We start from the raw sequence: 26,680 nt of genomic DNA on the forward strand, positions 1-26,680 counted from the left end.
GGGGTACGGCCTCTCCCGACCGGCGGCGGCAGGAAAGGGGAGCGCTATGAGCCTGATGGTGCGCACCCGGTCTGCACCGGCGATGACCGCCAGCGGAGTCGTGGCCCTCGCCGGGACGACTATTCTCGGATTCGACTACGACCTCGCGTTCGGGCTCACCGCGGGAGCAATTGTCGTCCTTGCCCTGGTTCCGGTCTGGGTCAGGATCGCCGCGGCGAGCCGAACTTGGGCACTGGTCGCCATCGTCGCAGCGGCCGCGGCGGCCTCCGGAGCACTGCTGACGGCTATTCATGCCATCACGCACACGACCATCAGCGCCGCGACCTTCGAACGCTCCGCGCTACTAGTGAACCTTGTCGCGGGGATCGGCTTCCTGCTCTGGTCCCACCGAGTCGTGGGTGTCGCCGCCACTTGCGTGGCGTTCGGCGTCGGCGCCGTGCTCAGCATCCCGCTGTCGCTGGGCGAGCCGACCACGTGGCGATTCACATTCTCCATTCCGTTGACACTCCTCGTCCTCGCCCTTGTGTCGTCGCAGCGACGCGTATGGCTTTCGATCGGCGCGCTGGTCGCGCTCGCGGGCATCGGGCTCATGAACGACTCGCGGTCCAATTCGTCCTTCCTCCTGCTGGCGGCCACCATCCTGCTGTGGCAGAAGGTCGTGAGCAGCACCGGACGCCATCGTCGTGGGACCAGCCTCATCATCGCGGTCGTCGGCATCGGCATGGCGACCTTCTTCGTGCTGCAGTCGGCGATCGTCGAAGGCGCCTTCGGCGAGGCGACACGGGCCCGGACCGCGGCTCAGCTCGAAGCCACGGGCGGTAACCTCCTCCTCGGTGCACGACCCGAAGCGGCGGCTGCGGCGGCACTTGTCGCGAGGCATCCGTTGGGGCTCGGCTCGGGCATCAAGGCCGACTACGACGACATCGCCGCCGCGAAGCAGGCCATGATGAGCATCGGCTACAACCCCGACAACGGCTATGTCCAGCGCTTCATGTTCGGCGCGGCCGTCGAGGTGCATTCGGTGCTGGGCGACCTGTGGATCTGGTTCGGCCTCTTCGGCGCGGCGCTGGCAGTCATTCTCCTGGTCGTGATGGTGAGGGGCTCTCTCTCGGCCTACGAGAACGGGGCGATCACCGCACTGTTCGCTTGGGTGACGCTGCGGGGGCTGTGGGACCTCGTGTTCAGTCCCTACGGGTCGGCTCTCACGATCATGATGCTGACGCTGTCGCTGGCAATCGCCCACGCGACGTACGGGTATCGCGAGATGCTCCCCTCATTGACCCGCCTCACTCCCGGAATTCCGCGCGCATGACGACGGCACGCAACCGATTGGGCTGGGTCGACGCGGGCCGCGGCCTTGCGATTGCACTCGTCGTGTTCTTTCACACCGCGCAGTGGCTCCGCGAAGCCGGACTCGAGGTCACCGGATGGGTCCTCGTGAACGAGACGATCGCGACCCTTCGGCTACCCGTCTTCTTCCTGCTCGCGGGTCTGTTCGCTCAGAAGTGGATGACAGCGCCGTGGCGCTCCCTCTGGGGCGTGAAACTCTCGCTGTTCGCATGGGTTTACCTCCTATGGAGCGTCATCGCGACGTTCACCTTCATGCTGGGACTGAACCTCCAGGGCGCGAAAGGCAACTACCTAGCACAGCTCGCTCAGATTCCGTTCCTGCCCTTCGCCCCCCGCTTCGAGTTGTGGTTCATCTGGGCGCTCGCCTTCTTCTTCGTCATCGCACGACTGCTCTTCGCACTGCCCGTGTCAGTTCAGCTGGCAGGCACGGCGGTGCTGTCCTTCGTGTCCCTCTCGTGGTCCGCTGAATGGTTCCCGGAAGCGAACACAGGGTGGGCGGGTTTGGCGAAATACTTCTTCTTCTTCCTGGTGGGCCTGCATCTGCGCTCCACGATCCTCCGCGCATCGGAACGGCTGCCAGCGGTGGTGTTGACCGCGGGATTCGTTCTCTGGCTCGCAATGGCGGTGCTCGGCACTGCATTCGGATGGGGTAGAACGGTACCGGGCTACTACTTCGCGACGAGTGTGGTCGGCTTGATCGCAGGGCTCGGTGTCGCGAAGGTGATTTCGCATTGGCGCGGGTTACGTCGCCTCGGAGCGCAAACGCTCCCCGTCTACGTCACCCACACCTCGATCATTCTCCTCATCGGATGGCTGCTCGCACTTCTCCCGAACGACTTGCTCGCGGGATCCTCGTGGGGCTGGCTGCTTGTCCCGACGGTCGCAGCCACGGCGATCGCCGCTTCCCTCACCATCGCCCACGCCGTCGCGGACCGAGGAGCATTGCGCTACCTCTACGTTGCACCCGCGTGGTTCAGCGGGTCGCCGGCTCGGGTGCCCTGAGCATCCACCGCTCAGCTTCCACGCGACCGTCGACGGCCGGTAGCTCGGCAACGACATCCGCAGGCGAGCGTGGATCGGCAAGCGCACGAAGCAGAGCACCCGCGAGAGCATCGACATCGTCCGGGGGCGAAATCACGTAATGGCCGTTCGCCGACAGCCACCCCGCAAGCCCTGTCTCGGACGTCGTCACGATGATGCAGCCACGGCCCAGCCCCTCGACGATCGGAAGCCCGACCTGCTCCCGCCAGCGCGGACGCGGCTGCGACGGCAGCACGAGGACCTTGGTGCCGGCGAGTTCGGCGAAGAGAGTGTCTCGATCAGGGTCGATCACCGCGCGGACGGATGTCAGGGATTCCGCCAGGCCCTCTGCCTCGCGCACTCCACCACCCTTGCCCATCAGCACCAGCTTCGCGTCAGATCTGTCAGCCGCGACCAATGGCCACGCCTGACGCACGTGGTCGAACCCCTTGCGGTGGGAGAAATCTCCGAGGAACGTGACAACGGCATCGCGCGGGCCACCGACGGCCTCTGCGGCCGGGAGCGCCGCGACCGTCCGCTCCTCCGGTCGCCTATGTGAGCGGCGTGCGGCGGGAAACCGACTGTTGTAGAGGATGGCGCACTGGTCGGTACCGTAGGCGATACGGTCGAGCTGCCTCCATACGAGGGGCAGGAGGCCCAGCTGGGCGCGCAACTTCAGCCGGGCGTACAACGGGAGGGATTCGTGGCCCTGCCAGGGGTCCTTGTTCTCGATCGCGTAGGCCACGACTCGCGTGCGAGGCCCCCCGATCAGCCGCCTGAGTCGAGTTCCGAACACCGCAGCGAGCGTGCGAGGGGCAGCGCGCGCAACAAGCGGCTCTGCCGTCTCCAGAACATCGACGTCGTTCCGGAGGGTGTACCAGAAAGCACCCCACACGCCCGCACGCCGCGCGGCCACGGCCCTGGCGAGCACCTCGTCGAAATCGTAGCGACGCGACGCGAAGAGAATCGTGGTGTGCGCGCCGCTGCGAAGGGCGCGTTCGAAGTGAGCAGTCCGCGCGACGTCGTACATCTGGACGTGACGCAACAGCGGCTCGGCTGTCATCGCTCGAACGTCTGAGCTGTGGCTCGGCGACCTGCCGGCGGACTCAGGGGGCCACCGACGGATCTGTCACGCGGATGGAGTCGAACGACGCCACTCCGACTCCGGTCGCGAGGTTCGGCCCGAAGCTGAAGACGGAGGCCGCACCTGCGGACTGAAGCCCGGCGAATGTGTTGGTACCCGAGCGCTGCCAGTCGGGCTCGACCTCCGACTGCTTCCATATCTTCCCCTTCACGCTCGTCGGTCCAGACCCGGTCACCTCTACGGACAGGACATACTTGTCCCCAGCGGTGAGGGTGAGGCCCGGCAACAGGAGCGACGAGCCGACCGCTCCGCTGGTCTGCAGCAGGAACAGTCGGACCGCGCCCCCCGCTTCCACCTTGATCCGTGCGGCATAGAAGTCGGCACCGACCTTGCGGCCGATCACCCCGACATACTGTCCCTCGACGATCCTGTCTAGGCTGAACACCGCCTCGACACGTGTGCTCGTCGATGAGATCTCGTTGAGATCCGCGTACGCGGTGACAGCCTGCCCGGCCGGAAGTGTGATCTTGCCCGCACCTCCGCTCACACTGAACCGGTTGGTCCCGCCACGCAGCGTCCACGCGCCGCCGACTGTCGCGGTTCCCCAACTGTTGGACGCGGTGCGCTCGAACTCATCTTCAGCGAGTACACCGGCCCCCGGCTCCACTGGGTCCGACACCGTCACCGACCGAGTGGCTGTGCCTGTGGCGCCGTCATTGTCGGTCACGGTCAGCGTCACGGTATAGGTGCCCCCGGTCGCGTAAGTCTTGGTGACCGATGGTTGATTGCCCGAGGTTCCGTCGCCGAAGTTCCACGCGTATGACGTGATCGTGCCGTCGGTGTCGCTTCCGGAGCCGCTGAGGTCGACCGACAACCCGTTGACGGTCGGAACGGCGATCGCGGCGGTCGGCTGTTGATTCTCCGGGTCGACCGGCGGGAGTGCAGCCGGATCGACAGCCTTGACGCTGTCGAACGAGACCACTGCCGGGGTCGGCGTGTTCGGCGTGTAAGCGAGGAGCGAAACAGCCCCCGCGCTTTGGAGTCCAGCAAAGGTGTTGGTGCCCGTACGCTGCCAGTCCGGCTCGGTCGTGCCTTGCTTCCAGATCTTCCCCTTGACGCTGGTGGGCCCGGTACCGGTCACCTCGACCGACAGGACGTACTTGTCGCCGGCGGTCAGCGTCAGGCCAGGCACAACGAACGACGACCCGATGGCACCGTTCGTCTGGAGAAGGAAGAGGCGCACGGTCCCACCCGCCTCAGACTTGATGCGCACGGCGTAGAAGTCCGACCCGACCCTGCGGCCGATCACGCCGACATACTGGCCTTCCACGATCTTGTCGAGACTGAACACCGCATCTACCCGGGCTGCGGTGGCCGACACCGAATTGAGGTCGGCGTAGGTCGTGAGCGCGCGTGAGGTCGGCTGACTGATCTTGCCCGCGCCGCTGCCCACACTGAACAGCGTCGTGCCGCCACGCACCGTCCACGCCCCGCCAAGGTCCGCAGAACCCCAACCGTTCGATGTCGTCCGATCGAACGAATCGCTGGCGAGCGCGCCCGTGGTGGGCTCGATGACCGAGACCTGGCGGGTTGCCGCGCCCGTTGCGCCCGCGTTGTCGGTCACCGTCAGCGTGATCGTGAACACGCCCCCTTCGGGGTAGGTGTGGGCGGCAGCCGCTCCGAGCACCGCTGCGGACCCGTCACCGAAGTTCCACGAGTAGGAGGCGATCGTGCCGTCCGAGTCGACTCCCGAACCGACGACATCGACGTCCAGACCACTGATGGTCGGGTTGGCGATCGAGGCGGTCGGCGGGACGTTCGCGGGTGCGGTGACCGTGACCTGACGCGTGTCCGTTCCCGTCGCACCCTTGTTGTCTGTGACCGTCAGGGTGATCGTGTAGTCACCGCCGTCAGTGTAGGTGTGGGATGCCGTTGCTCCCGGCTTCGCGGCCGAGCCGTCGCCGAAGTCCCACGAGTACGAAGCGATCGTGCCGTCCGAGTCAGTGGCTGAGCCCGAGACGTTGACGGCGAGGCCGTTGATCGTCGGGGTTGCGATGACCGCTGTCGGCGCGGCGTTGTTCGTCACCGTCACGTCGCGTGTCGTGCTGTCGGTCGCCCCGTCATCGTCGGTAACGGTGAGAGTGATCGTGTACATGCCGGGCGACGCGTAGGTGTGCGATGCGTTCGCGCCCGAGACCTCGGCGGAGCCGTCACCGAAGTTCCACATCGTGGACGCGATGGTGCCGTCATCGTCAGTCGACTGAGACGACACGGTCACAGTGCGCTCGTCTACATCCGGGACACCGAACGTGGCGACGGGCGGGGTGTTTGGCAGCGCGCCCGTCTTGCCCGCGGTGTAGTGCGCGGACACGCGTTCGGCCGGAAGCGCCTCCCCATAGATCGCGACCTCGTCGAGAGATCCCTCGAACTGAGTCGACGATCCGCCACTCCAACCACCGAGGTTATCGTTCGCTATGCGCCAGTACCCGCTGTAGCCCTGCCCGTTCGTGGTGTCTGAGCGGGTTGCACGCAGGACGCCGTCTACGTAGAGCTGCATTCCCTCGCTCCCGAGCGTCGCCACGGCGTGGTGCCACTGTCCATCACGGAAGCTGGTCGGTGTCGTGATCTCGCGCACGGTATTCGGGTAAACCCCAAAGATCAGCTGCCCGGCATTGTTCATGAACAAGTGCCGATCGTACGAGCTCGAGGATCCCGTGCGCGCGTTGCCGAATCCGACGAGCTTGCCGCCACTGGTCGTCGTCGTCTTGAACCACGTCTCAATGGAGAACTCGTTGCGACCCGACTCGCTGTTACTCGAGCCGCCGCTGCCATTGTTTTGGGAGCTAAGGAAGCTGTCGTTGAACTGGATCGAGCGGTCCGCGTCCGCCGTGAGCGCGCCCACCTGGTTGCGGTTCATCCGCCCGCTGAGTGTCATGGCCGAGTCCCCCGCGACATCGACCGAGTTGCCCGAGGCCTCGCCGAGACGCCAGAGGTGCAGCACGTCGTCTGTGAAGACGGACTGAAGGTACGGGCTGACAGTGGCATTGCTGACGGTGGCCTCGCTCCACGACGATTTGAACGTGTTGCCGTTCGGGTCGGTGGCCACCACTCTCACCCGATGTGTCGAATCCGGGTCCAGTCCGTCTATCAGCGTCCGGAGCGTCTTCCCCTCCCAGAAGCGGTTCGACAGCTGCCATTCCTCGACTAGCCCGGCCGTGTTCTCGCTGTCCAAGTAGAGCCGATAGCTGAGGTCGAGATCATCACGGTCGAAGATCGTGGGGAACGAGACACGGAGGGATCCGCCGATGAAGGTACTGATCTTCGGTGCCCACCAGTCGTAGACAGACACGCCCGCTGCGACAGCGGCGCGCTCCTGCACGATTGTCAGGCGCGGTCCTTGCTTGTTGGGGGCAATGGACCGTACTGCGTATCGAACGAGCCCCTCCTGCGCCGTGCCGTTGATCGCGAGGAACTCGCCGCCGTAGACGACGTACTGGGAGTTGCCTGCCACACTCCATGCTGCCTGGGTCGCGCCGGTCTTAAAGCCGGGCACCGACTGCGGGTACCAGTTCAAGAGGCCGGGGGCCGCCACGCCGGCGTGGTGCGGGTAGCCGTAGATGTCCGCCTTGTTGACGCCGGTGGCTTCCTTCGTCCAAGCCGTGGAGTGGTAGAAGGTCCACGGGTTCTCCTGCGGGAAGCCGCCACTGTTGCCGCAATAGTGCTTATGGGAAGCGGAGTAGACCACGTCGCCGACCGGCGCAATGTCGTACGTGTCGCCATGGCAGTCCTCGACCCAATTGATGCCGGTGTCCGCCCACCGGAACGAGAAGGAGCCTTCTACGTTGCCTGTTTGGCCATACACCCATCCGCTTCCGTAGACGTTCTCTCCGTCCGTTTTCAGGTTCATGATGCCGCCGTCCGTGTTGCCGTTGCGGACCTCGGCGTTGGCAGCGAGGGGAACGGTGGTGGACGCTGTAGCCGTATCGAACAGGGCAAGGCCGTAGCCGGGGTTGTTGGAGTACGCATTCACGCCCGCGCTCGTATACAGAGCGCGTGTGAAGTTGCCGCCTACGACAAGGCGCGTACCCTCGGGATTGACGGCCATCGTCTGGATCTGCTGATCGTAGATAGTGGCCTGCTTCTTGTTGGTCGCGTCCGCGGGATCGCGCCACCATGCTCGGAAGTTTGCCACGATGGCGCCCGTCGTGAGGCGGACTGCCCCCAGTCGAACACTCTCCTCGTTGTTGACCGCGCTGAAGTACCCGCCGATGTAGGCAATCGAGTTGGTTACAGCGACAGCCATCACCGGCCCGTTGATGTTAGGGGGCGTTGTGAAGGCGGTCAGGTTCCCCGACGGCAGATCGAACACCGCGACGCGGTTGCGCGTGATGCCGTTGACCTGAGTGAAGTTGCCCACGACGACAAGCTTGCTACCGTCGGGCGTTGCAGCGATGTCGCGGACCGTCCCGTTGAAGTTCGCGGTGAGGGGCAACAGATTCCCCGTCGTGAGGTTGAAAGCGAGGAAGTTGCTCCGCGTCACTTCATTCGTGCCCGCGGGGGATCCGGCGGGCCTCGCTGTGGCGAAGGAGCCGCCGGCATACACCGTGTTCCCGACGATCTCGGTCGCGTACACAACGCCACCCTGGCCGTCCGAGTTTCGCGCGGACGAACCGTCGCCAATCTGCACGGTGGGCAGAGCGTCCGCCGAGACGGTCTCGGTGGCGGCGGTAGCCGTCACAGCCTCCTCGGTATCCTCGGCGGCAGCTGCTGCGGAGGTCGGCGCGATGAGCGCGAGAGCAACGATTACCGCACCTGTCGCGAGCGAAGCCAGAGCTTTGCGCGCAAAATTCGTCGATTGCACGAACGTTCCCCAATTGTCGTGTATGCAACCGCGACCCCTCGCGCCTGCATCCCCCAGTGTCGCCCGTCCCCTTGGGCGATCAGGGCGATCCTAACCCCCCGGAGCACTTTCGGACAACGTCAGATCGTGGGAGGTTCGCGTCAGGGAGCCTTGCCCTCGAACAACACGACCGGGCTACCGACCGACAAGTCGACTTCAACCCGAATACTGCCTCGCTGGTCGCGCGGGACCGTGAACGCGAACTTTCCCGTTTCCGTCGCTCCCGCCTTCAAGGTCGGGGGGAAGTCGGTGCGCGGACGTGTCAGGATGCCGGCGGGCCGGGCATCAGCTCCGTAATAGACGTTCACAATGACTGCGGGGGTGTCGATCCCCCGGCTGGAGCCGTTCACTGCCTCGACCGTGACCAGAAGTGCCGGGCCCGCTTCCTCGCCGGGAACCGTGACCGTGCCATCGAACGGTTGAATGGACGTGAGGCTCACAGTCAGACCCGCCTCCACTGTGGCGGTGGCATCGATGTCGACCGGCGGCTTTGTCGGGCGAGGGGTGGGCTGGGCTTCCGGTTCGTCCGTAGACGATTCGGTCGGCGTCGGGGTCGGGTTCGGCGAAGGCGACCCACTTGGTGGAGCGGTGCCAGATTCCGCGGGCCCAGGCGAAGCGGATGCAGAGGGTGGAGTCGTCGTGGGACCAGCCGACGGCGACGCGCTTCCGGAGATGACGCTGATGGTCACGACACCGGCGACGACGACCGCCGCCCCGACGCTCAACCACACCCACCGTGCATGGCGAGTAGCGCCCGCACCCTCGACAGACTCCACCATGTCCCCCTCGTCCCCGCCGCTCTGCGGCACGACGCCATCGTAAGCGTTGCTCACCTCATCTGCGCACCCCGCGCTCGGCGCGGAAGTGAGCCCTCACGAGCCGCCTCCCGTCGCGAACACCGCGATATGCGGCCACCAATGGACTCATCGGCCGGAGGAACTGGCGCCGACCGCCCCGCAGCAGAACTTCCTTCGCCGATGCGATGGTTGAGCGCGCCCAGCGGCGCACTCCCTCCTCGTCCAGGTGCTTGACCGCGAACATCAGTCGGTTGCGGATCGCATAGTAGTAATAGGTCGACGACTTCGCTTCAGCACGGACCGCCTCGCCATGGGTCCCACCCTCGTCGTGAACGACGACGGCTTCGTGCGCGACGATGAGCCGACCACCTGCCGCTACCACTCTGCGCGAAAGGTCGACGTCCTCCCAGTACAGGAAGTAATCCTCATCGAAACCGCCGACCCTTGCCCACAGAGCGTCGGTCAGGAGCAGACACGCACCCGTCAGCCACTCCCACCGCGGTTCGTCAGGACGGCGCGCACGCCTCGCGGCGCTCATCGTCAACCCATCGGCCAGATACACGTCTGCACCGTCGAACCATGTCTGTCCGGCTCCGTCAACGACGCGCGGCGCGACCAGGGCGTCGGGAGAGAGCGCCGCGAGCATCACCAACCATGCTTGCGCTTCGATTCGGGCATCCGGGTTGAGGAGAAGGAACTCGCGAGCGCCTAGTTCGAGCGCCCGGGCCACCCCGAGGTTCATACCGCCGCCGAAGCCGAGGTTCTCCACGGGCTCGACCAGCGCCCAGCTCTCTCGGGCAGCCAGCGCGCGCATGCGGGTGCGCTCTTCGTCAGTGGTGAAGTTGTCGACTACAACCACCGAATCCGGACCGCATGAGAAGACCGATTGGATCAGGTTCTTTTCCAGCAGGGAACTCGACCCGTAATTGACCACCACGAACGCTGAAGCGACTGCCATTCCCGCGCGTCCTTCCTGCGCCGATGACGCATGCTGCACACATTACCCACGTACGTGACGGGTGATCTTCGGAGATGCGTTGGGGGAGATGCGTAGGGTATGACCGTGACCGCATCCCACGTCCCACCGACACCTCGGCGCCGCGTTCTGATCGGCGCGTACGCGTGCGGCCCGGTCGAGGAGTCCGAGGCAGCAGCCGGATGGGCCCTCGCCACAGCCGCCGCCTCGCTTCACGACGTCACCGTCATCACCCGTACCCGCTTTCGCGACGCGGTCACCCCCGCGCTGGCCGCCGATGCCGAACTGGCGGCGCGGATGACGGTGGTGTACGTCGACCCGCCGCGCTGGATCATGCGGCTTCGACAAAAGCTGCCAGGAGCGCTGTACTGGTTCTACCCATTGTGGCAGGGGAATCTGCTGCGCGAGGCGCGCCGCCTGCATGCATCCAACCCCTTTCAGGTCGCTCACCACGTAACGTTCGCCAACGATTGGCTGCGGTGCGGGCTCGCCGCCTTGCCGAAAGTCCCGTTCGTCTGGGGCCCTGTGGGCGGAGCATCGAAAGTCCCCTATCTGCGATTGGCGCAGTGGCTTGGGGTGCGCGGCGCGCTCACCGAGGCGGCGCGTGATGCCTTGACGGCGCTCCCCCGCGCGGTGTGGGGAGGGCAGGCCGCACGACGGGCAGGAGTCGTTGTCGCGCAGAACCCGGACGTGGCGCGCCGCTTCCGCCGCGCACGCAATGTCGTTGTCGAGCCCAACGCCGCGATAGAACGCACCGCCCTCCCGAAACGCCAGCCTGTGGACCCTGAGCGACCACTCGCCGTCTTCGCCGGGCGACTCCTTGCCTGGAAGGGTGCGCGACTCGCGCTCACGACGATCGCCCAACCGCAGGTGTCGGACTGGCACCTCGATGTCTACGGTGAGGGTTACGAGCTCAACGCGCTCCGCCGCCTCGCCACGGAGCTCGGTGTCGCCGACCGAGTCAGATTTCTCGGGCGCGTGCCGCGCCAGGAAGTACTTCGCGCGTTCGCGCGGGCCGACGCGCTTCTCTTTCCGTCCATGCACGATCAGGCGGGGTGGGTCGCCGCCGAAGCGAGCACGCTCGGCCTACCGGTGGTATGCCTCGCGCTCGGCGGACCCGCGACGCTCGCGGGGCGAAACGCGTTTGTCGCGGCATCAGAGGGGGACATTCCCGCCAATCTGGCTCGCCAGCTCGTGTCTGCGAGAGCGACAGGCGGGGTTCCGCACGATCGCTGGTCCAGTGATCGACTGCCGGCACTGGTCACCCAGTGGTATGAGACTGCCATCAGAGCCGAGGAGGAAAGGTGACGGTTAACGGTCGAATCCGCGTCCTCGAGTCGATCTCGGAGGTGAAGCCCACCACGAACCCGTATCTCACGCAGCTGGTCGAGGCGTTGCGCGCGCGCAACGACACCAAGGTAGAGCTCTTCAGCTTCTCCCGCGCGATTCTGGGGCGCTATGACGTCTTCCACGTGCACTGGCCGGAGGTCACCTTCGGAGGCGCCAAGCCCGTCGGTCGATTCGCGCGCCGTCTCTTGACCGAGCTCTTGATGTTACGGCTCAGCCTGACGCGCACTCCCGTCGTGCGGACGTGGCACAACACCGAGCGCCCTCAGGGGCTGACACGGTGGGACTACAGGCTGCTCGATCTGTTCGACAAGCACACCGAGTCGGTCATCCGCCTGAACGACGTCTCCCAGCCAACCCTCGACGTGCCGGTACACACTGTCCCGCTGGGCCACTATCGCGAGTGGTTTGCAGGGTATCCACGCGCCGACCCTGTGGCTGGAAGAGTCTCCTACATCGGCTTGATTCGCCGATACAAAGGAGTCGAGGCACTCATCCACGCGTTCCGCGGCGTCGAAACCCCCGCGGCCACTCTTTGCATCTCGGGGCGTCCTTCCAATCCGGTACTGGCCGAGACTCTGCGGGTCATGTCAAATGAAGACGGACGTATACGGCTCCGGTTCGACTTCCTCGACGACGGGGAGTTCGTCTCGGAGATCACTGCGGCTTCCCTCGTGGTCCTTCCCTTCGTGCACATGCATAACTCGAGCACCGTCCTGGCCGCATTGTCCCTCGAACGCAGGGTTCTCGTGCCCGACAATGACGTGAACCGTCGGCTCGCCCTGGAGGTCGGAGACGGGTGGATCCACCTCTATCGTGGTGAACTCGACGCGACGGACCTCGAACGGGCGCTAGCTGGGTCACATCCCTCCGAGGCTCCGCGGTTCCGGTTGCGCGACTGGAACGACAGCGCCCGCCTACATTTGAAGGCGTTCTCCGAGGCGGCGCGGCTCGACCGGTAGACCACCGCCGTATCGTCCTAGATGGCCGCCGCGACGGCGTCGCGTATCGACTGGCTGAAGTCGATGCGCGGAGTCCACTCTGTCTCGCGCATCAGCCTTGCTGCGTCACCGACGACCCTCCGCGCATCGCCTGGCCTGATGCGACCCCGATCGACGGCGACGGACGGCACCGGGAGACCCATCGCAGCCGCGATCTCGCCGAGGATTTCGTGGCCCGTGCGGGCGGTTCCTGTGGCGACGTTGTAAATGAGCTGGTCGTGACGGGGAACGACAAGAAGATCCAAGTACGCACGGGCAACGTCGCGAACGTCCGTGTAGTCACGCGCTGTACCGAGGTCGCCGACCGCAAGTTCGGCGTTTGGCGACAGAGATCGCATATTCGCGATCAGGTCGGGGACGAGAAACCCGCTCCCCTGACCTGGGCCGATGTGATTGAACGGTCGAGCGACGACAACATCCAGTCCCCGTGAGGCGTAATAGGCGAACTGAGACTCCAGTAGGAGCTTGCTGATCACATACGGCGACGTGACTGCGATGGGGGAAGTCTCGTCCAACGGAGTATCCCCGCCGCTCGCGTACACCGCGCCACTGCTGACTCCCACTATTCGAGTGACGCCCTTCGGCGAGCGAAGGAGCGACTCGCACATGTGCGTGACGATGGCGCTCCCGGTCTCGATGTAGACCTGCGGCTCGCCGAACGATGCTCCGACTGCTGCCAGACCCGCCAGGTGGACGACAGCGTCGCCGGAGACATCGGGCCACCCTTCGGTCAGGTCCGCGGAGACCCACTTGTCAAGTTCGTCATGGAGTCTGTCGGCAGGGTCAAGCGAACCCCGAACGATACCGACGACGCGGAGTCCACGAGACCGCGCGGTCGCCGCAACATGACGCCCGACGAAGCCGTCGACGCCTGTGATGATGATCGTGCGGATGGTCACGCCTCGCCGCTTCGGATGCGCATGTCATTTGCGACCATCCGCGAAACGAGGCCCGCGAAGTCGACCTCGCGGCGCCAACCGAGAACGTCTTCGGCCTTGCTCGGATCGCCTAGGAGTATGTCGACTTCCGCCGGGCGGAGCAGGTCCGGATTCTGACGGACGTACGGCCGCCAATCATCGACTCCGATCTCCGCGAAGGCTGCGGTGAGGAAGTCCTCGATCGAGTGTGTCTCCCCCGTGGCGAGCACGAAGTCGTCAGGCTTGTCATGCTGCAGCATCTGCCACATCCCGCGGACGTAGTCTCCCGCATATCCCCAGTCCCGCTTTGGCCAGAGATCGCCGAGGTCGACGTGGTCCACCTGCCCGAGGTGGATCCGTGCTACATGGTCTGTGATCTTGCGGGTGACGAACTCGTATCCGCGTCGCTCTCCCTCGTGGTTGAAGAGGATGCCACACGCGACGAACATTCCATAGCTCTCGCGATAATTCTTCGCTATCCAGTGCGCGTACAGCTTCGCGACTCCGTATGGGCTCCGCGGGTGGAAGAGTGACGCTTCCGAGTAACCGGAACCTGGACGGTTGTAGTCCAGGCCCCCGAACATCTCACTCGTCGAGGCTTGATAGAACCGCGTCCGGTCGCCCCGGTGAGTCAGGCGGATAGCCTCCAACAGATTGAGAACACCCTTGCCCGTGACCTCAGCGGTGAGCGAAGGATTCTTGAAGGAGAAGCCCACATGACTGATCGCTGCGAGGTTGTAGACCTCGTCGGGATCCGCCATGTCCACAGCTCTCACGAGGGAGGCGGGATCCGTCAGGTCGCCATCGATGAGGATCAGCTCGGGGAACTCCTGCTGAAGCTCGGCTCGCTTCGGGTTGTGCTGGCCTCGAATGAGGCCGTACACGCGATACCCCTCCGCGATGAGCACCTCGGTCAGATGACCGCCGTCCTGACCGGTGATGCCGGTCACGAGTGCGGATGGTTTCCCCTGCCTCACGTCGTCCCCCTTCGACGCGGCCAGTCTATGGGTATACTCGCGCTCCTGATGTCGCCCAACTCTCTCATCGTCGCCGTGCTGACATTCCGCCGCCCCGACCAGCTTGACGCCGCGCTCAACGCTCTCTGCGAGCGCGTGCGCGAGGCCGCCGACCGCGTGGAAGCCGAGATCCTCGTCGTGGACAACGACCCCGTCGGCTCCGCTTGGGAGGTCGCTCAACGGGTCCGCGCGCATCCAGTTCGTTATGTCGTCGAAGGACGTCCGGGCATCGCGGCCGCGAGGAATCGTGCGCTGGACGAAGCGGAGGGCTCTCGCCTGCTGGTGTTCATCGACGATGATGAGATAGCTCAGCCGGCTTGGCTCACCTCGCTCGTCGATACTTGGATCCAAACTGGAGCCGACGCCGTCCAGGGCAGACTCGTCACGTCACTCCCACTCGACGCGGATCCGTACATCGCGGCCGGAGGCTTCTTCGATCGTGCGATACATCCGAGCGGCACCCCCCTGGCGGCGGCCGCGACGTACAATCTCCTACTGGACCTCGACACCGTGCGGCGCCTTGGATTGCGGTTTGATGAGGGGCTGGGGCTCACCGGCGGCGAGGACTCGATCTTCACCTCGCTGCTCATCCGCGGCGGCGGTCGAATTGTCGCGTGCAGCGACGCGGTGGCCGTGGATCCCTTGGCTCCGGAGCGCGCGACGCGCTCGTGGGTGAGGCAGCGCGCCTTCAGCCAGGGCACAGTACTCCAGAACACCCGACTCGAACTGGCGACATCCGGCGCTCGACGCTTCCGTGTACGCACCTTCGGGATCGTGGGAGGGATGGCACGACTCGCCTTCGGACTCGGCGGTGACATGCTCGGCGCCGTGAGCGGAAACATCGCGCAGCGTGCACGTGGAGAACGGGTTGCACTGCGGGGACTTGGCGTGCTCGCCCGCTCCCTGGGATATCGACACCGAACGTACCGCCGACACAACCCGTAGACTGCACTCACTCAAGCGGCGCGCTGCCGCTGTCAGAACGTCTGAGTGGGGAAGGGCGTGGCATTTGGGGCCTCTATTCGCGCGTACCAAGAGTGTCCTGGCGCAGCCGCGTGCGGCAATGGACCGACTGCGCGCGAAGCTCCTTGCTCGCGGGCTCGCCGTTCGGAACCGGTGGTCGCGCCGCCAGGTGACCGGGACGGAAGACGTTGTGGTGTCGTTGACCAGTTACGGCTCCCGCCTCAAAACCGTGCACATCGCGGTGGAGTCGATCGCTCGATCGCGCGTACGGCCAGCACGCTTCATCCTGTGGGTCTCGGACGCCGGGTTCGTCGATCAGTTGCCGCCCTCCCTCGAACGCCTTCGTCGCCGCGGGCTGGAGATCCGCGCATGCCCGGACTACGGCCCTCACAAGAAGCAGTTCCTCTACGCCTCATTGCTCGCTTCGCACAAGATTCCGCTCGTGGTCTGCGATGACGATGCGATTTATCCCCGCCAATGGCTGCGGGGGCTGATGTCCGCCCACCGTCGCCACCCGGACCTGGTCCTCGCCTATCGCGCCCACCTCGTCCGTACCGAGGGTGACGTGATCCTGCCGTACTCGGCATGGCCGCCGGCCGTCAGCGAAATCGCTTCGTATGCCGTCATGGGCACTGGTGTCGGTGGTCTCCTCTACCCGCCCTTGCTTCTCGACGCGATTCGCGAGGAAGGTGAAGCGTTCATCGTCAAGGCCCCCCGCGCAGACGACGTCTGGGTCCACTACGTCTCCGTCCGCGCAGGGATTCGCACTATGCAGATCGCGTCGCGGTGGCGCGATTACCCCCAGATTCCCCGAACCCAGGTCGGGACTCTGTATGGAAGGAACGTCCGTGATGGGGGCAACGACACGCAGGTGCGGCAGACCTATGGCGCCGAAGAGATCCACCGGATAGCGCAGTCCATTCCTCACAGCTACGTCGCAAGATCATGAGCGCTGCGCGCCGTCGCCCGTCACTTGCCGACAGCATGCTGACGACGTTGACGGGCAACGCTTACCCCGCCGTGATTGCGCTGATCACGGGGCCAATCATGGCTCACGCTCTCGGTGTGTATGGTCGCGGCCAGGTCGCCGCCGCCGCAGCACCGCTCTCGTTGGTCTCCACGCTCGTCACCTTCGGGATTCCGGAGGCGGTGACCTTCGCGGTCGCCGCTAACCCTCGCCTCGCGCGCGCCGCGGCGAAACGGGCGTCAGCGATCCTGTTCGCCACAGGCGCGGTCGGCATGGCTCTCATATGGCTGGCTAGTTCATGGCTCAGCGGAGGCGACGCGACGACCACGGAACTCGTGGTGCTCGCGAGCATGGCCGTCATCCCGACGCTCTTCATAGGATTGCTGAGAGGATTGGCGTCGGCCGCCCAGCAGTGGCGGATGGTCGCGCTGGAACGTGGCTCGGCGGCGACCATCCGTCTCATCGTCATACTCTCACTGTGGATCGCTGGCGCCCTGACGCCACTGAGCGCAACAATCGTGTTGTCCGTGATGCCCATACTCGGCGCAGCGATCTACATCGGTCTCCCACGGGCCATGCGATCCCGATACGCTCCGGATCCCGTGAGCGATGACACCCCCGCCCGAACCGGCGGACTTCTTAGTTATGGCGGACGAATCTGGCTCGGGTCGATCTCCGGAATCCTCCTCTCGCGTATCGACCAGACGCTCATGACGGCCCTCTCCGGCAGTTATGCGCTGGGTCTGTATGCGATCGCTGTCACCGTTAGCGAACTGCCACTCATCATCAATTCGGCCGTCCGCGACGTGACCTTCGCAACCGACGCGGCCCGTCCCGACGATTCGAGGCTCACCGCGAGTGCGCGGGTTTCCTTTCTCGCGTGCATTGTGGCCGGAGTACTGATCGGCTGCACGATGCCCTTTTGGATTCCGTGGCTCTTCGGCGCCGACTTCGCGGAAGCGGTTCCGGTGGCGGCCGTCCTCATCGCGGCAGTGGTGCTCGGCACGCCGGGGTCAATCGGGAGCGCGGGACTGAGCGCACGGGGCCGGCCGGGCCTGCGGAGCATCTCGCTGCTCCTCGCGGCAGTCGTCAATCTCGTCCTGCTCCTGATCCTCACACCCCCCTTGGGGGCGATGGGCGCGGCTATCGCCACGTTCGTGGGCAATGTGACGGCAGCCAACGCAAACATCCTCTTTTTGAAGAGGATCGCTGGCACACGCGTCCGGGACTTTTACCTCATTCGCGGGTCGGACTTCCGACTCTTACGCGACTTCGCCTCGCGAAAGCTGCGCCGGCGTCGGTCCTAGCGCTGTCCGATAACCCTTGCCGGCGCACCGACGGCGACCGAACCGGGCGGGATGTCTCGGGTCACGACACTCCCAGCGCCCACGATGCTTCCCCGACCGATCGTCACCCCGGCCGTGATGATGGAGTTGGCGCCAATCCAGCAGTCGTCCTCGACGACGACGAAGCTCCGCTCGACCCCCTGCTCCTTGATCGGTCGGCGAGCATCTGCATGGACGTGGTTTTCCGAGAAGACCTGGACGCCGGGGCCGAACATGACGTCTGACCCGATGGTGACGCGGCCTGAGCATCCGATGAAGCAACTGGCATTGAAACTGGAGCGATCCCCGACGGTGAGTCCCACTCCGACTTCGCCTCCGTAATAGCTAGAGGGTCGGATCGCTGTCCGCGAGCCAATGGATACGTCGGAACCGAACAGCACTCCCTGGGCAGACAATCCCTGCAACTCGGCGTCATCCTCGATCACGAGGCGTCCGGCATGTCTGATGTGTGCCAGACCCGAAAGCCGCACTCCGCGACCGATGAAGAGCGGTCCCTGTGATGCGCCGAAGAACGGCTTGTGGACGAGGCCGCGAGTGAGCATGCGGCCGGCTCGCACCAACGCACCGGCGTCGGCCATGAGGGCGGCGCGCCGCTCGATCCCCGAAAACCTCGTCACGCGGCGCCCTCTGCCTCTGCCCTGCGGATGGACCCGTACCATCGCACCGCCGAGGCGGCGAGCAGAGCGAGATTGATCGCCGCCAGGGCTGCGTACAAGGCGACGAAGAGGGGCTGCACCCACAACGCCAGGAACACAATGCACAGCAAGCCATAGTCCGCCGGCACCACGGCCAGCGAATAAAGGGTGGATGTCTGGCCCGCGGCTGGTTGGGCGGCAGTTCCAGGGCGCTGCAGCCGGTTGATCCGGCGGAGGAAGTCCGCCCCGACCACGCCGAAGAAGAAGACGCTCGCGACCGCACCGAACACGATGGGCACCAGCAACCAGAGTTCCGCGAGATCGAAGAACCGGAACCAGGAGACCAGCACCGCCGCGTGAAGGGTGGCTTGCTTCGTCGCATCGAAGAAGTGGTCCAACCATTCGCCGGCGAGTGAGCCGGTACCGGTGAGTCGCGCGACCTGGCCGTCTGCGGAGTCCAACGCGTAACCGAGGACCAGAAGCAGACTGACCAGCAGTGCCGACCACCAGGTGGGATCGATCGAAGCGATGGCCACGATCCCGAGCCCCGTCGCCGCCGCGCTGATCAAGGTGACCTGCGTCGGAGACAACCCGATTGTGTAAGCGCCAGCGGCCAAGATTCGGCCGAGCGGTCGATTTACGAAGCGCGAATACGCAGGCGCGCCTATAGAAGACTTCTGTGCGGCGGCTAGCCGCCCGATCGCTTCGTGGAACTCGGACATGAGCGAGCAACCCTTCGCGGTCTCTACATGATCGGCCAACTATAGCCGCAGGCAGCCATCACCCGTGGCGCGAGTGGGGAGAAAGTCGCCCGGGCTCGCGGAAACGCGGTACGCTTGGGCCGTTCGTCGACGGGGGTCGCGAGCGACGGGGTGTGGCGGTTGGATCGCCGCCCGAACAGCTGGGGGGCTGTGCAAAATGGGGGTACGTATCGGCTATGCCGCGGGGGCGTTCGACCTGTTCCACGTCGGGCACCTGAACATCCTTCGTCATGCGAAGGATCAGTGCGATGTGCTCATCGCGGGGGTGGTCAGCGACGAGATGCTCCGCCAGGTGAAGGGGGTCGAACCCTTCATCCCGACGACGGAGCGCGCGGAGATCCTGCGCGGAGTGCGCTACGTCGATCACGTCCACATCGAGACCGTGCCCGACAAGCTCGACGTCTGGCGGCAGGTCGGGTTCACGCACTTCTTCAAGGGCGACGACTGGCGCGGCACCGAGAAGGGTCGGAAGCTCGAGCGCGAATTCGCGGCGGTCGGCGTCGAGGTCGTGTACTTCCCGTACACGGCCCACACCTCCAGCAGCCAGCTGCGACGAGCCCTCGAGCTCGTCACGGCGGAGACGCTGCACGACTACAGCGAGCGCACCGAGTCTGCGTGAGCGCGCGAAGATCGCGCGGGTGATGATGAGCGGGGATACCGGCGGCGTCGAACTGTTCGTCGGGCAGATGGTGGCACTCATTCCGCTCGGAGTGGCGGGCCCCCGGTCCGACGAGTTCTCCCGCACGCGGCTGCGGCGGATCTTCCCGCGCAGCCTGCAGCCACCCGCCACGAACACCGGGAAGCGGCCCGGCAAGGCCGTCCGGCCGAAGACCTACTCGGTCATCACGGACGGACCGGGCCACGGACATCTCACGATCCGCCAGATCGAGATCGAGGTCCGGATCATCCCGCTCGACCTCGAGACCCCGGACGACGCGACCGTGTTCCGGGTCGCCGCCGTCGCGGGGCGCGCCATCCGCGTGACGGGAGTGGTCGAGGAGCCCAACGGCGACCGGTGACGCCGGTCCGCCCGGCTCCGGCTCGCCGGGCACGGGTAGTCTGTTCCAGACCCCGGCCCGCCGACCGTTCGCGAGCGCTTCATGGATCTGTCGATCATCGTTCCGACCTTCAACGAAGGTCCGAACGTCGACGAGCTTCTGCGCCGGATCGGCGCGCAGCTGGCGGGGAGCGAGTTCGAGGTGATCTTCGTCGACGACTCGACGGACGACACCCCCGCGATCATCGCGGCGGCCGCCGCGTCCGCGGACTTCCCCGTGCGCCTGCTGCACCGCGAGGTCGCGACGGCGGGGCTCGGCGGCGCGGTCGTGGAGGGCTTCCACCTCGCGGCATCCCGCTGGTGCCTCGTCATGGACGGCGACCTGCAGCATCCTCCCGAGGACATCCCCCGGCTCCTTGACCGCGCGGCCGTCGGCGATGCCGACGTCGTCGTCGCATCGCGCTACATCTCCGGCGGCGATTCGAAGGGCCTCGCGAATTCGACGCGGACGAGCGTCTCGCGGGCCTCGACGCTGCTGACGAAGGCCATGTTCCCGCGGAAGCTCCACGGCTGCTCCGACCCGATGACCGGGTTCTTCCTCGTCGACCGCGATGCCGTCGACGTCGACGCCCTCCGGCCGCGCGGGTTCAAGATCCTCCTGGAGATCCTCGCCCGTCGCCAGCTGCGCGTCGCAGAGGTGCCGTTCGCGTTCGCCGCGCGGTTCGCGGGCGCGTCGAAGGCGTCGTTCCGGCAGGGCGTGCGATTCCTCACCCAGCTGGCGCTGCTCCGCTTCGGCCGGATGTCGGCGTTCGCGCTCGTCGGCGGCGCCGGTGCGATCGCCAACCTCATCATCATGTGGGGACTCATCCGTCTCGGCCTGGACTACATCGTGGCGGCCGTGATCGCGAGCGAGCTGACCATCATCGGCAACTTCCTGCTGCTGGAGTATCTCGTCTTCGCCGACATGCGCGCGGAATCGGGCCGCATGCGGACCCGGTTCCTCACGTCGTTCGCGTTCAACAACGCCGAGGCGATCATCCGCATCCCGGTCCTCTGGGTGCTCGTCGAGAGCGCGCACATCCCCAGCGTCCTCGCGGCCGGACTGACGCTCGTGGCGGCCTTCGTCGTGCGCTTCGTCTTCCACGCACTCGTCGTCTACGCGCCCCGCAGGCCCCGCGTCGCCGAGCCGCAGCCCGAGACCGCGGCCTCACGGCTTCCACTCAAGATTCCCGGTGAACAATAGAGGGATGATCTCCCCCGATTCGATCACCGTGTTCGGCGCGGACTGGTGCCGCGACTGCGTCCGCACCAAGGCCCAGCTCGACGGCCTCGGCGTCACCTACACCTACGTCGACCTCGTCGCCGAGCCGGCTGCCGCCGACGTCGCGCGCGACATCTCCGGTCGCACCAACATCCCCGTGGTCGTCTACCCCGACTCCACGCACCACGTCGAGCCGTCCAACGCGGACGTCGACGCCAAGCTGCGCGAGCTCGCACTCATCTGAGCGTCGCCCGCGGCATCCGGTCGCGGGATTCCCGGCATCCGGTGCCCCGCCCGTTAGGGTGACTCGCATGGGCACCGACGCACCACGCGACCGCACGGTGGCGCGTGGCACGACCGCGCGCTACGCGATCGGCTCGATCGGGACGGGCGGCTTCGGCACGCTGCCGGGCCTCGTCCTGACGTACTACCTCACCGACAACCTGGGCGTCGCGGCGCTCATGGCCGGCGTGATCGTGACGGTCGCGAAGATCTGGGATGTCGTGATCGACCCCGTCGTGGGGGCGCTCACCGACCGCGATCTCGCCCGGCACGGTTCGCGGCGCCGGCTGATGATGGTCGGCGCGCTCGCACTCCCCGTGCTGTTCGCGCTGACGTTCGCGGTGCCGCCGGCCATCGGACCGGTGGCCGGCGCCGTCTGGGTGCTGCTCGCCTTCCTCCTCACGGCGACCGCCTTCAGCCTCTTCCAGGTGCCGTACATCGCCCTGCCGGCCGAGCTGACCGAGCGCTACGACGACCGCACGACCCTGCTGACCTGGCGCGTCGTCGTGCTGACGTTCGCGATCCTGCTGTTCGGGGCCGGTGGCCCCGTGCTCCGCGGCCTCACCGGCGACCCTACGACCGGCTACCTGCTGATGGGCATCGTGGCGGGGATCCTCATCGGGCTCGGGATGCTGGTCGCCACGGGCGTCGCGGGGCGGGCACGCCGCGCGACATCCGCGATGGCCGCGGCCGGTACGAGCGCCGCCGAGCAGGGCGAGCTGCTCGCCGGGGGCGTGGGCGAGCAGGCCGCCCGCCGGATCGGACAGGACGCGTCGACGCCGGGTGGCGGCATCCGGGACAACTTCCGCGCCGCCGGGGAGACGCTGCAGCGCAGCCAGCCGTTCCGCGCGCTGCTGGCGACCTTCTTCCTGCAGGCGCTCGCGACGGGACTCATGCTCGCCGGCGCCCAGTACCTCGCGACGTGGGTGCTGCGCTCCGAGGATGCCGTCACGCTCCTCTTCGTCGCGCTGATCGCGCCCGCCCTCATCGCGGCGCCGGGGTGGGGCGTCGTCGCGAGACGCATCGGGAAGGAGCGCGCCTTCGGCATCGCGAGCGGCCTGTTCGCGGTCGCGGCGCTGTCGACGGTCTTCGCGCTGTGGTCGCCCGGCGCCTGGCTGTACGCCTCGGTGGCCGTCGCGGGCGCCGCGTACGCGGGCCTGCAGTCGCTGCCCATGGCGATGCTCCCGGATGTCATCAGCCACGACGCCGCCCGGCACGGCGCCGGCCGGGCCGGAGCCTTCGGCGGCGTGTGGACTGCGGGGGAGACGACGGGCTTCGCGCTCGGGGCGACGGTGCTCGCGATAGTCCTCGCCGCCACCGGATACATCGCGCGTGCGGCCGGGGAGGACGTCGCGCAGCCGGAGGGCGCCGTCGCCGGGATCGTGCTGAGTTTCAGCGTCCTCCCAGCGGCCCTCGTGCTGCTGAGCCTCGTGCCCCTCGCCCGCTACCGGCTCCGTCGCGCAGACATCGAGTCGCGCCTGATCTGAGACGCCGTACCGCGCGGACGTATGCTGATGCTCAGCCCGTAGGGCTGTCCAAGGAGAATGCCGTGACCGCGACCGCCGATCTCGATACCGACGAGCGCGCGCGCCTCGACGCAGCCCTGAACGACCTGAGCGCCGGCGCGCGCACCTGGAGCTTTCTGACGCTGCGCCAGCGCCGGACGCTTCTCCGCCGCATCCGTGCCGCCGTCGCGGCCGTCGCGGAGGAGTGGGCCGACGTCGCGTCCACCTCGAAGGGGCTCGAGCCGGGGCATCCGCTGCGCGGCGAGGAGTGGCTGGCCGGTCCGTACGCGGCGCTCGTCGCGCTGGACGCGTACGCCGACACGCTCGCGCTGCTCGCCGACGGGAAGAGCCCGCTCGCCACGGTGCGCACCTCGGCGGCCCCGGGCGGACGCGTCGCCGTGCACACCTCGCCTCTGTCGACGGCGGACCGGGTGCTGCTGTCCGGATTCTCGACCGAGGTGTGGCTCGCGCCCGGCGTCGCGGACACGCGCGCCCGCGCCGCGGCGGGCCTCGGCCAGCGGACCCCCACGACACCGGGCGGGGTGGGCCTCGTGCTCGGCGCCGGCAACGTCACCGCCATCCCGTTCCTTGACGTCCTGTACGAGCTCCTCGCGTTCAACCGCGTCGCGCTGCTGAAGGTCAACCCGACGCAGGATGCCGTCGTCCCGGTGTTCGAGCGGGCGCTCGCGCCGCTGATCGAGCCCGGCTTCCTCCGGATCGTGCGCGGCGGCGGCGACGTCGGCGCGTACCTCACCCGGCATCCGCTCGTCGACCACGTCCACATCACCGGCTCCGAGGCGACCTTCCGCGCCATCGTGCCGCACCTGACGGTGCCGATCACCGCGGAGCTCGGCGGGGTGTCGCCGATCATCGTCGTCCCCGGCCCGTGGTCGCGCGCCGACCTGCGCTACCAGGCCGAGCACATCGCGACGATGCGGCTGCAGAACAACGGCCACAACTGCATCGCGGGGCAGGTCGTGCTGATGAGCGCCGACTGGCCGCAGCGCGAGGAGTTCCTCCGCGAGCTGACCTCCGCGTACGAGCGCGCGCCGGAGCGGCCCGGGTGGTACCCCCACACGACGGCGAAGCTGGATGCCGCGCGCGCGGACTACCCGGATGCGACGGTGTGCGCGGGGTCGCGCCTGCTCGTCCACGTCGCCGCGGGTGAGGATGCGACGGCGCTCGAGCACACGGAGTACTTCGCGCCCGTGCTGGGCGTCGTGGAGCTCCCGGGGCTCGGGCAGGAGTTCGTCGACACCGCCGTCGCGCACGCCAACGAGGCACTCGCCGGCACCCTCGGCGCGAACATCCTCATCGACCCGGACACGCTCGCCTCGCTGGGCAGCGGGTTCGCGGAGTCCCTCGCGGCGCTGCGCTACGGCACCATCGCGGTGAACGCCTGGACGGCGTTCGGCTTCCTGACCCCGACGGCGACGTGGGGCGCGTTCCCCGGCGGCACCGTCGAGGATGCGCCCAGCGGCATCGGCGTCGTGCACAACGCCTTCCTCCTCGACGACGTCGAGCGGACGATCGTCCGCGGGCCCTTCCGGCCGTTCCCCCGATCGATCGGTGCGCTCCGGGGAGGCGGGACGTTCTCGGCGCTGCCGAAGCCGCCGTGGTTCGTCTCGGCGCGGACCGGCGCCGCGGTGTCGGAGGGCTTCACGCGGTTCCGCGCCGACGGCAACTGGGCGAAGATGGCCGTCACCCTCGCGCGCGCCTTCCGCGCATGAGCCGCGGACGTGGACGGGTGCGCGGTGCGGGACGCGGTGCGGGACGTGGTGCGGGACGTGCGGATGGACGCGCGCTCGAAGCCGACATCGTCATCGTCGGCGCCGGGTCGGCCGGCGCCGCGCTCGCAGCGCGACTGAGCGAGGACCCCGCGGTCTCGGTGCTGCTGCTCGAGGCCGGACCGCCCGACCGGGCGCTCGAGCTGCACGTGCCGGCGGCGTTCTCGAAGCTGTTCCGCGGCGTCTACGACTGGAACTACGACACCGAACCGCAGCCGGCGCTCGAGGGCCGGCGGGTGTACTGGCCGCGCGGGAAGACCCTGGGCGGATCGTCGTCTCTCAACGCGATGATGTGGGTGCGCGGCTTCGCCGCCGACTACGACGAGTGGGCGTCCGTGGCCGGGGACACCTGGTCGTGGGATGCGCTCGTGCCGTATTTCCGCCGCGTCGAGCGCACGCAGGATGCCGCCGATCCGAGCCAGGGCATCGCCGGCGCGCAGTCCGTCGAGCATCAACGGCATCCGCGCCCGCAGACGGCGGCGTTCCTCGACGCCGCTCGCGAACTCGGCCATGCCGTCACCCCCGCGAATCTGCCCGTCGACCAGGGATTTTCAGAGACCATGGTGACGCAGCGCCGGGGGGCGCGGGCATCGACGGCGGACGCGTACCTGCGTCCGGCCCGGCGCCGCCGGAACCTCCGCGTCGTGACCGGGGCGCTCGCGCGGCGGGTCCTCTTCGACACGTCCGGCGAGGTCCCGCGGGCGACAGGCGTCGAGATCGAGCTCGGCGGCGCCGTGCGGGAGGTGGCAGCTCGGCGCGAGGTCGTGCTGTGCGGCGGGGCGATCAACACCCCGCAGCTGCTGCTCCTGAGCGGCATCGGACCGGCGGAGCACCTCGCCGGCCACGGCATCCGCACGCTCGTGGACGCACCGGATGTCGGCGCGAACCTGCAGGATCACCTCGTCGCCGGCCTCGCGCCGGCCGCGCACGGCGGGACGCTGTTCGGCGCGGAGCGCGTCGGCGAGCTGGCCCGGTTCCTCGCACAGCGCCGGGGCATGCTCACCTCGAACGTCGCCGAGGCGTACGGGTTCATCCGCACGCCGCTCGCCGACGAAGCCGGACACGGCGCGGGTCTGCCCGACATCGAGATCCTCTTCGCGGCCGCCCCGTATGTCGGCGAAGGGCTCGTGCCGCTGCCGGCCGAGGGGCTCACGGTCGGTGCGATCCTGCTGCGGCCGCACAGCCGCGGTACCATCCGCCTCGCATCGGCGGACCCCGCGGCGGCGGCGCTGATCGACCCGGGCTATCTGAGCGACCCGGACGGGATCGACGAGCGGACTCTGCGCGCCGGGCTCGCGGAGTGCGAGCGGCTCATCGCGACGCAGGCGCTTTCGGCCGTGACGACCGGCGGCTGGGTGATGCCGGCCGGGGGCGAGGCGATGTCGGCCGACGAGCGCATCGAACTGGCGCTGCGCCGCTACTCGCACACGCTGTACCACCCGGTCGGCACCGCCCGGATGGGCCGGGATGCGGCATCCGTCGTCGATCCGGAGCTCCGCGTGCGCGGTGTGGCGGGGCTGCGCGTCGCGGACGCCTCGATCATGCCGACCGTCATCCGCGGCCACACGAACGCGCCCGCGATCGTGATCGGCGAGGTCGCCGCCGACCTCATCCGCGCCTCGCACCCGCTCACCCGGCGCGACGCGCCGTCCCTGGCGGTCGAACGGGACAGGTGAACCCCGGGCTGGTTCGTCCGCGGCCCTGGATTTCGTCCGCGGCAAAGTGCGGGTTCCGGCGCCGCGCACCCACCCTTCGCCGCGGGCGAACC

Annotated in this window: 22 protein-coding genes; 14 read left to right on the forward strand and 8 right to left on the reverse strand. The window is 67.3% G+C overall.

Annotated elements, in window-relative coordinates; genetic code table 11:
• Positions 1-46: 46 nt before the first annotated feature.
• Both QZL85_RS04315 and QZL85_RS04320 read left to right on the forward strand, forming a co-directional pair.
• Positions 47-1,312 carry a hypothetical protein gene (locus QZL85_RS04315; protein ID WP_295574080.1) on the forward strand — a complete coding sequence of 422 codons (1,266 nt, stop codon included), beginning with the start codon at positions 47-49 and terminating at the stop codon, positions 1,310-1,312.
• On the forward strand, positions 1,309-2,352 hold the full coding sequence (locus QZL85_RS04320; RefSeq protein ID WP_295574084.1) for an acyltransferase family protein: 1,044 nt from the start codon (positions 1,309-1,311) through the stop codon (positions 2,350-2,352). The genes QZL85_RS04315 and QZL85_RS04320 overlap by 4 nt, the downstream gene beginning before the upstream one ends.
• On the opposite strand, the gene QZL85_RS04325 is transcribed toward QZL85_RS04320, so the two are convergent.
• The 4 genes from QZL85_RS04325 to QZL85_RS04340 all read right to left on the reverse strand — a co-directional run bounded on the left by QZL85_RS04325 (position 2,324) and on the right by QZL85_RS04340 (position 10,109).
• The gene (locus QZL85_RS04325; RefSeq protein ID WP_295574087.1) at positions 2,324-3,433 is read right to left on the reverse strand and encodes a glycosyltransferase; all 1,110 of its coding nucleotides are present in this window, start codon (positions 3,431-3,433) and stop codon (positions 2,324-2,326) included. The two genes, QZL85_RS04320 and QZL85_RS04325, sit on opposite strands and share 29 nt — an antisense overlap.
• Before the next feature lie 43 nt (positions 3,434-3,476).
• On the reverse strand, positions 3,477-8,315 hold the full coding sequence (locus tag QZL85_RS04330) for a PKD domain-containing protein (RefSeq protein ID WP_295574089.1): 4,839 nt from the start codon (positions 8,313-8,315) through the stop codon (positions 3,477-3,479).
• Positions 8,316-8,455: 140 nt separating this feature from the next.
• Complete coding sequence (locus QZL85_RS04335; protein WP_295574093.1) at positions 8,456-8,794, reverse strand: hypothetical protein; 339 nt, start codon at positions 8,792-8,794, stop codon at positions 8,456-8,458.
• Between the two features lie 394 nt (positions 8,795-9,188).
• Positions 9,189-10,109, reverse strand: coding sequence for a glycosyltransferase family 2 protein (locus QZL85_RS04340; protein WP_295574095.1), 921 nt, complete (start codon positions 10,107-10,109; stop codon positions 9,189-9,191).
• Between the two features lie 105 nt (positions 10,110-10,214).
• On the opposite strand from QZL85_RS04340, the gene QZL85_RS04345 reads away from it, so the two are divergent.
• Entirely contained in the window at positions 10,215-11,435 is a 1,221-nt protein-coding gene (locus QZL85_RS04345; RefSeq protein WP_295574096.1) for a glycosyltransferase, read from the forward strand.
• Entirely contained in the window at positions 11,432-12,436 is a 1,005-nt protein-coding gene (locus tag QZL85_RS04350) for a glycosyl transferase (protein ID WP_295574099.1), read from the forward strand. Before QZL85_RS04345 ends, QZL85_RS04350 begins: the two co-directional genes overlap by 4 nt.
• Positions 12,437-12,453: 17 nt before the next feature.
• On the opposite strand, the gene QZL85_RS04355 is transcribed toward QZL85_RS04350, so the two are convergent.
• Both QZL85_RS04355 and QZL85_RS04360 read right to left on the reverse strand, forming a co-directional pair.
• Entirely contained in the window at positions 12,454-13,374 is a 921-nt protein-coding gene (locus QZL85_RS04355) for an NAD(P)-dependent oxidoreductase (RefSeq protein WP_295574101.1), read from the reverse strand.
• Positions 13,371-14,342, reverse strand: coding sequence for a GDP-mannose 4,6-dehydratase (locus tag QZL85_RS04360; protein ID WP_295574103.1), 972 nt, complete (start codon positions 14,340-14,342; stop codon positions 13,371-13,373). Before QZL85_RS04360 ends, QZL85_RS04355 begins: the two co-directional genes overlap by 4 nt.
• A gap of 75 nt (positions 14,343-14,417) precedes the next feature.
• Here QZL85_RS04360 and QZL85_RS04365 point away from each other — a divergent pair, with 75 nt between their 5' ends.
• From QZL85_RS04365 to QZL85_RS04375, 3 genes are all read left to right on the forward strand, one after another.
• Complete coding sequence (locus QZL85_RS04365; protein ID WP_295574104.1) at positions 14,418-15,353, forward strand: glycosyltransferase family 2 protein; 936 nt, start codon at positions 14,418-14,420, stop codon at positions 15,351-15,353.
• A 118-nt stretch (positions 15,354-15,471) separates the two neighbouring features.
• Complete coding sequence (locus QZL85_RS04370; protein WP_295574106.1) at positions 15,472-16,320, forward strand: hypothetical protein; 849 nt, start codon at positions 15,472-15,474, stop codon at positions 16,318-16,320.
• Complete coding sequence (locus tag QZL85_RS04375; protein ID WP_295574108.1) at positions 16,317-17,645, forward strand: oligosaccharide flippase family protein; 1,329 nt, start codon at positions 16,317-16,319, stop codon at positions 17,643-17,645. The genes QZL85_RS04370 and QZL85_RS04375 overlap by 4 nt, the downstream gene beginning before the upstream one ends.
• On the opposite strand, the gene QZL85_RS04380 is transcribed toward QZL85_RS04375, so the two are convergent.
• Both QZL85_RS04380 and QZL85_RS04385 read right to left on the reverse strand, forming a co-directional pair.
• Positions 17,642-18,301, reverse strand: coding sequence for an acyltransferase (locus tag QZL85_RS04380; RefSeq protein ID WP_295574110.1), 660 nt, complete (start codon positions 18,299-18,301; stop codon positions 17,642-17,644). The genes QZL85_RS04375 and QZL85_RS04380 overlap by 4 nt on opposite strands.
• The gene (locus QZL85_RS04385; protein ID WP_295574111.1) at positions 18,298-19,041 is read right to left on the reverse strand and encodes a CDP-alcohol phosphatidyltransferase family protein; all 744 of its coding nucleotides are present in this window, start codon (positions 19,039-19,041) and stop codon (positions 18,298-18,300) included. The genes QZL85_RS04380 and QZL85_RS04385 overlap by 4 nt, the downstream gene beginning before the upstream one ends.
• Positions 19,042-19,237: 196 nt before the next feature.
• On the opposite strand from QZL85_RS04385, the gene QZL85_RS04390 reads away from it, so the two are divergent.
• The 7 genes from QZL85_RS04390 to QZL85_RS04420 all read left to right on the forward strand — a co-directional run bounded on the left by QZL85_RS04390 (position 19,238) and on the right by QZL85_RS04420 (position 26,588).
• Entirely contained in the window at positions 19,238-19,699 is a 462-nt protein-coding gene (locus tag QZL85_RS04390) for an adenylyltransferase/cytidyltransferase family protein (protein ID WP_295574113.1), read from the forward strand.
• A gap of 22 nt (positions 19,700-19,721) precedes the next feature.
• Positions 19,722-20,099, forward strand: a complete 378-nt coding sequence (locus tag QZL85_RS04395) for a hypothetical protein (protein WP_295574117.1) — start codon at positions 19,722-19,724, stop codon at positions 20,097-20,099.
• Positions 20,100-20,180: 81 nt separating this feature from the next.
• Positions 20,181-21,320 carry a glycosyltransferase gene (locus QZL85_RS04400; RefSeq protein ID WP_295574120.1) on the forward strand — a complete coding sequence of 380 codons (1,140 nt, stop codon included), beginning with the start codon at positions 20,181-20,183 and terminating at the stop codon, positions 21,318-21,320.
• A gap of 4 nt (positions 21,321-21,324) precedes the next feature.
• Positions 21,325-21,582 (forward strand): glutaredoxin domain-containing protein, encoded by a 258-nt coding sequence (locus QZL85_RS04405; protein ID WP_295574122.1) that lies wholly within the window; start codon positions 21,325-21,327, stop codon positions 21,580-21,582.
• A 67-nt stretch (positions 21,583-21,649) separates the two neighbouring features.
• Positions 21,650-23,107, forward strand: a complete 1,458-nt coding sequence (locus tag QZL85_RS04410) for an MFS transporter (protein ID WP_295574124.1) — start codon at positions 21,650-21,652, stop codon at positions 23,105-23,107.
• A gap of 62 nt (positions 23,108-23,169) precedes the next feature.
• Positions 23,170-24,855, forward strand: a complete 1,686-nt coding sequence (locus tag QZL85_RS04415) for an aldehyde dehydrogenase family protein (protein ID WP_295574127.1) — start codon at positions 23,170-23,172, stop codon at positions 24,853-24,855.
• Positions 24,852-26,588: a GMC family oxidoreductase gene (locus tag QZL85_RS04420; RefSeq protein WP_295574130.1), complete on the forward strand. Its 1,737-nt coding sequence runs from the start codon at positions 24,852-24,854 to the stop codon at positions 26,586-26,588. Before QZL85_RS04415 ends, QZL85_RS04420 begins: the two co-directional genes overlap by 4 nt.
• Positions 26,589-26,680: the final 92 nt, after the last annotated feature.

The organism is uncultured Microbacterium sp. (assembly GCF_900078385.1).
GTDB lineage: Bacteria > Actinomycetota > Actinomycetes > Actinomycetales > Microbacteriaceae > Microbacterium.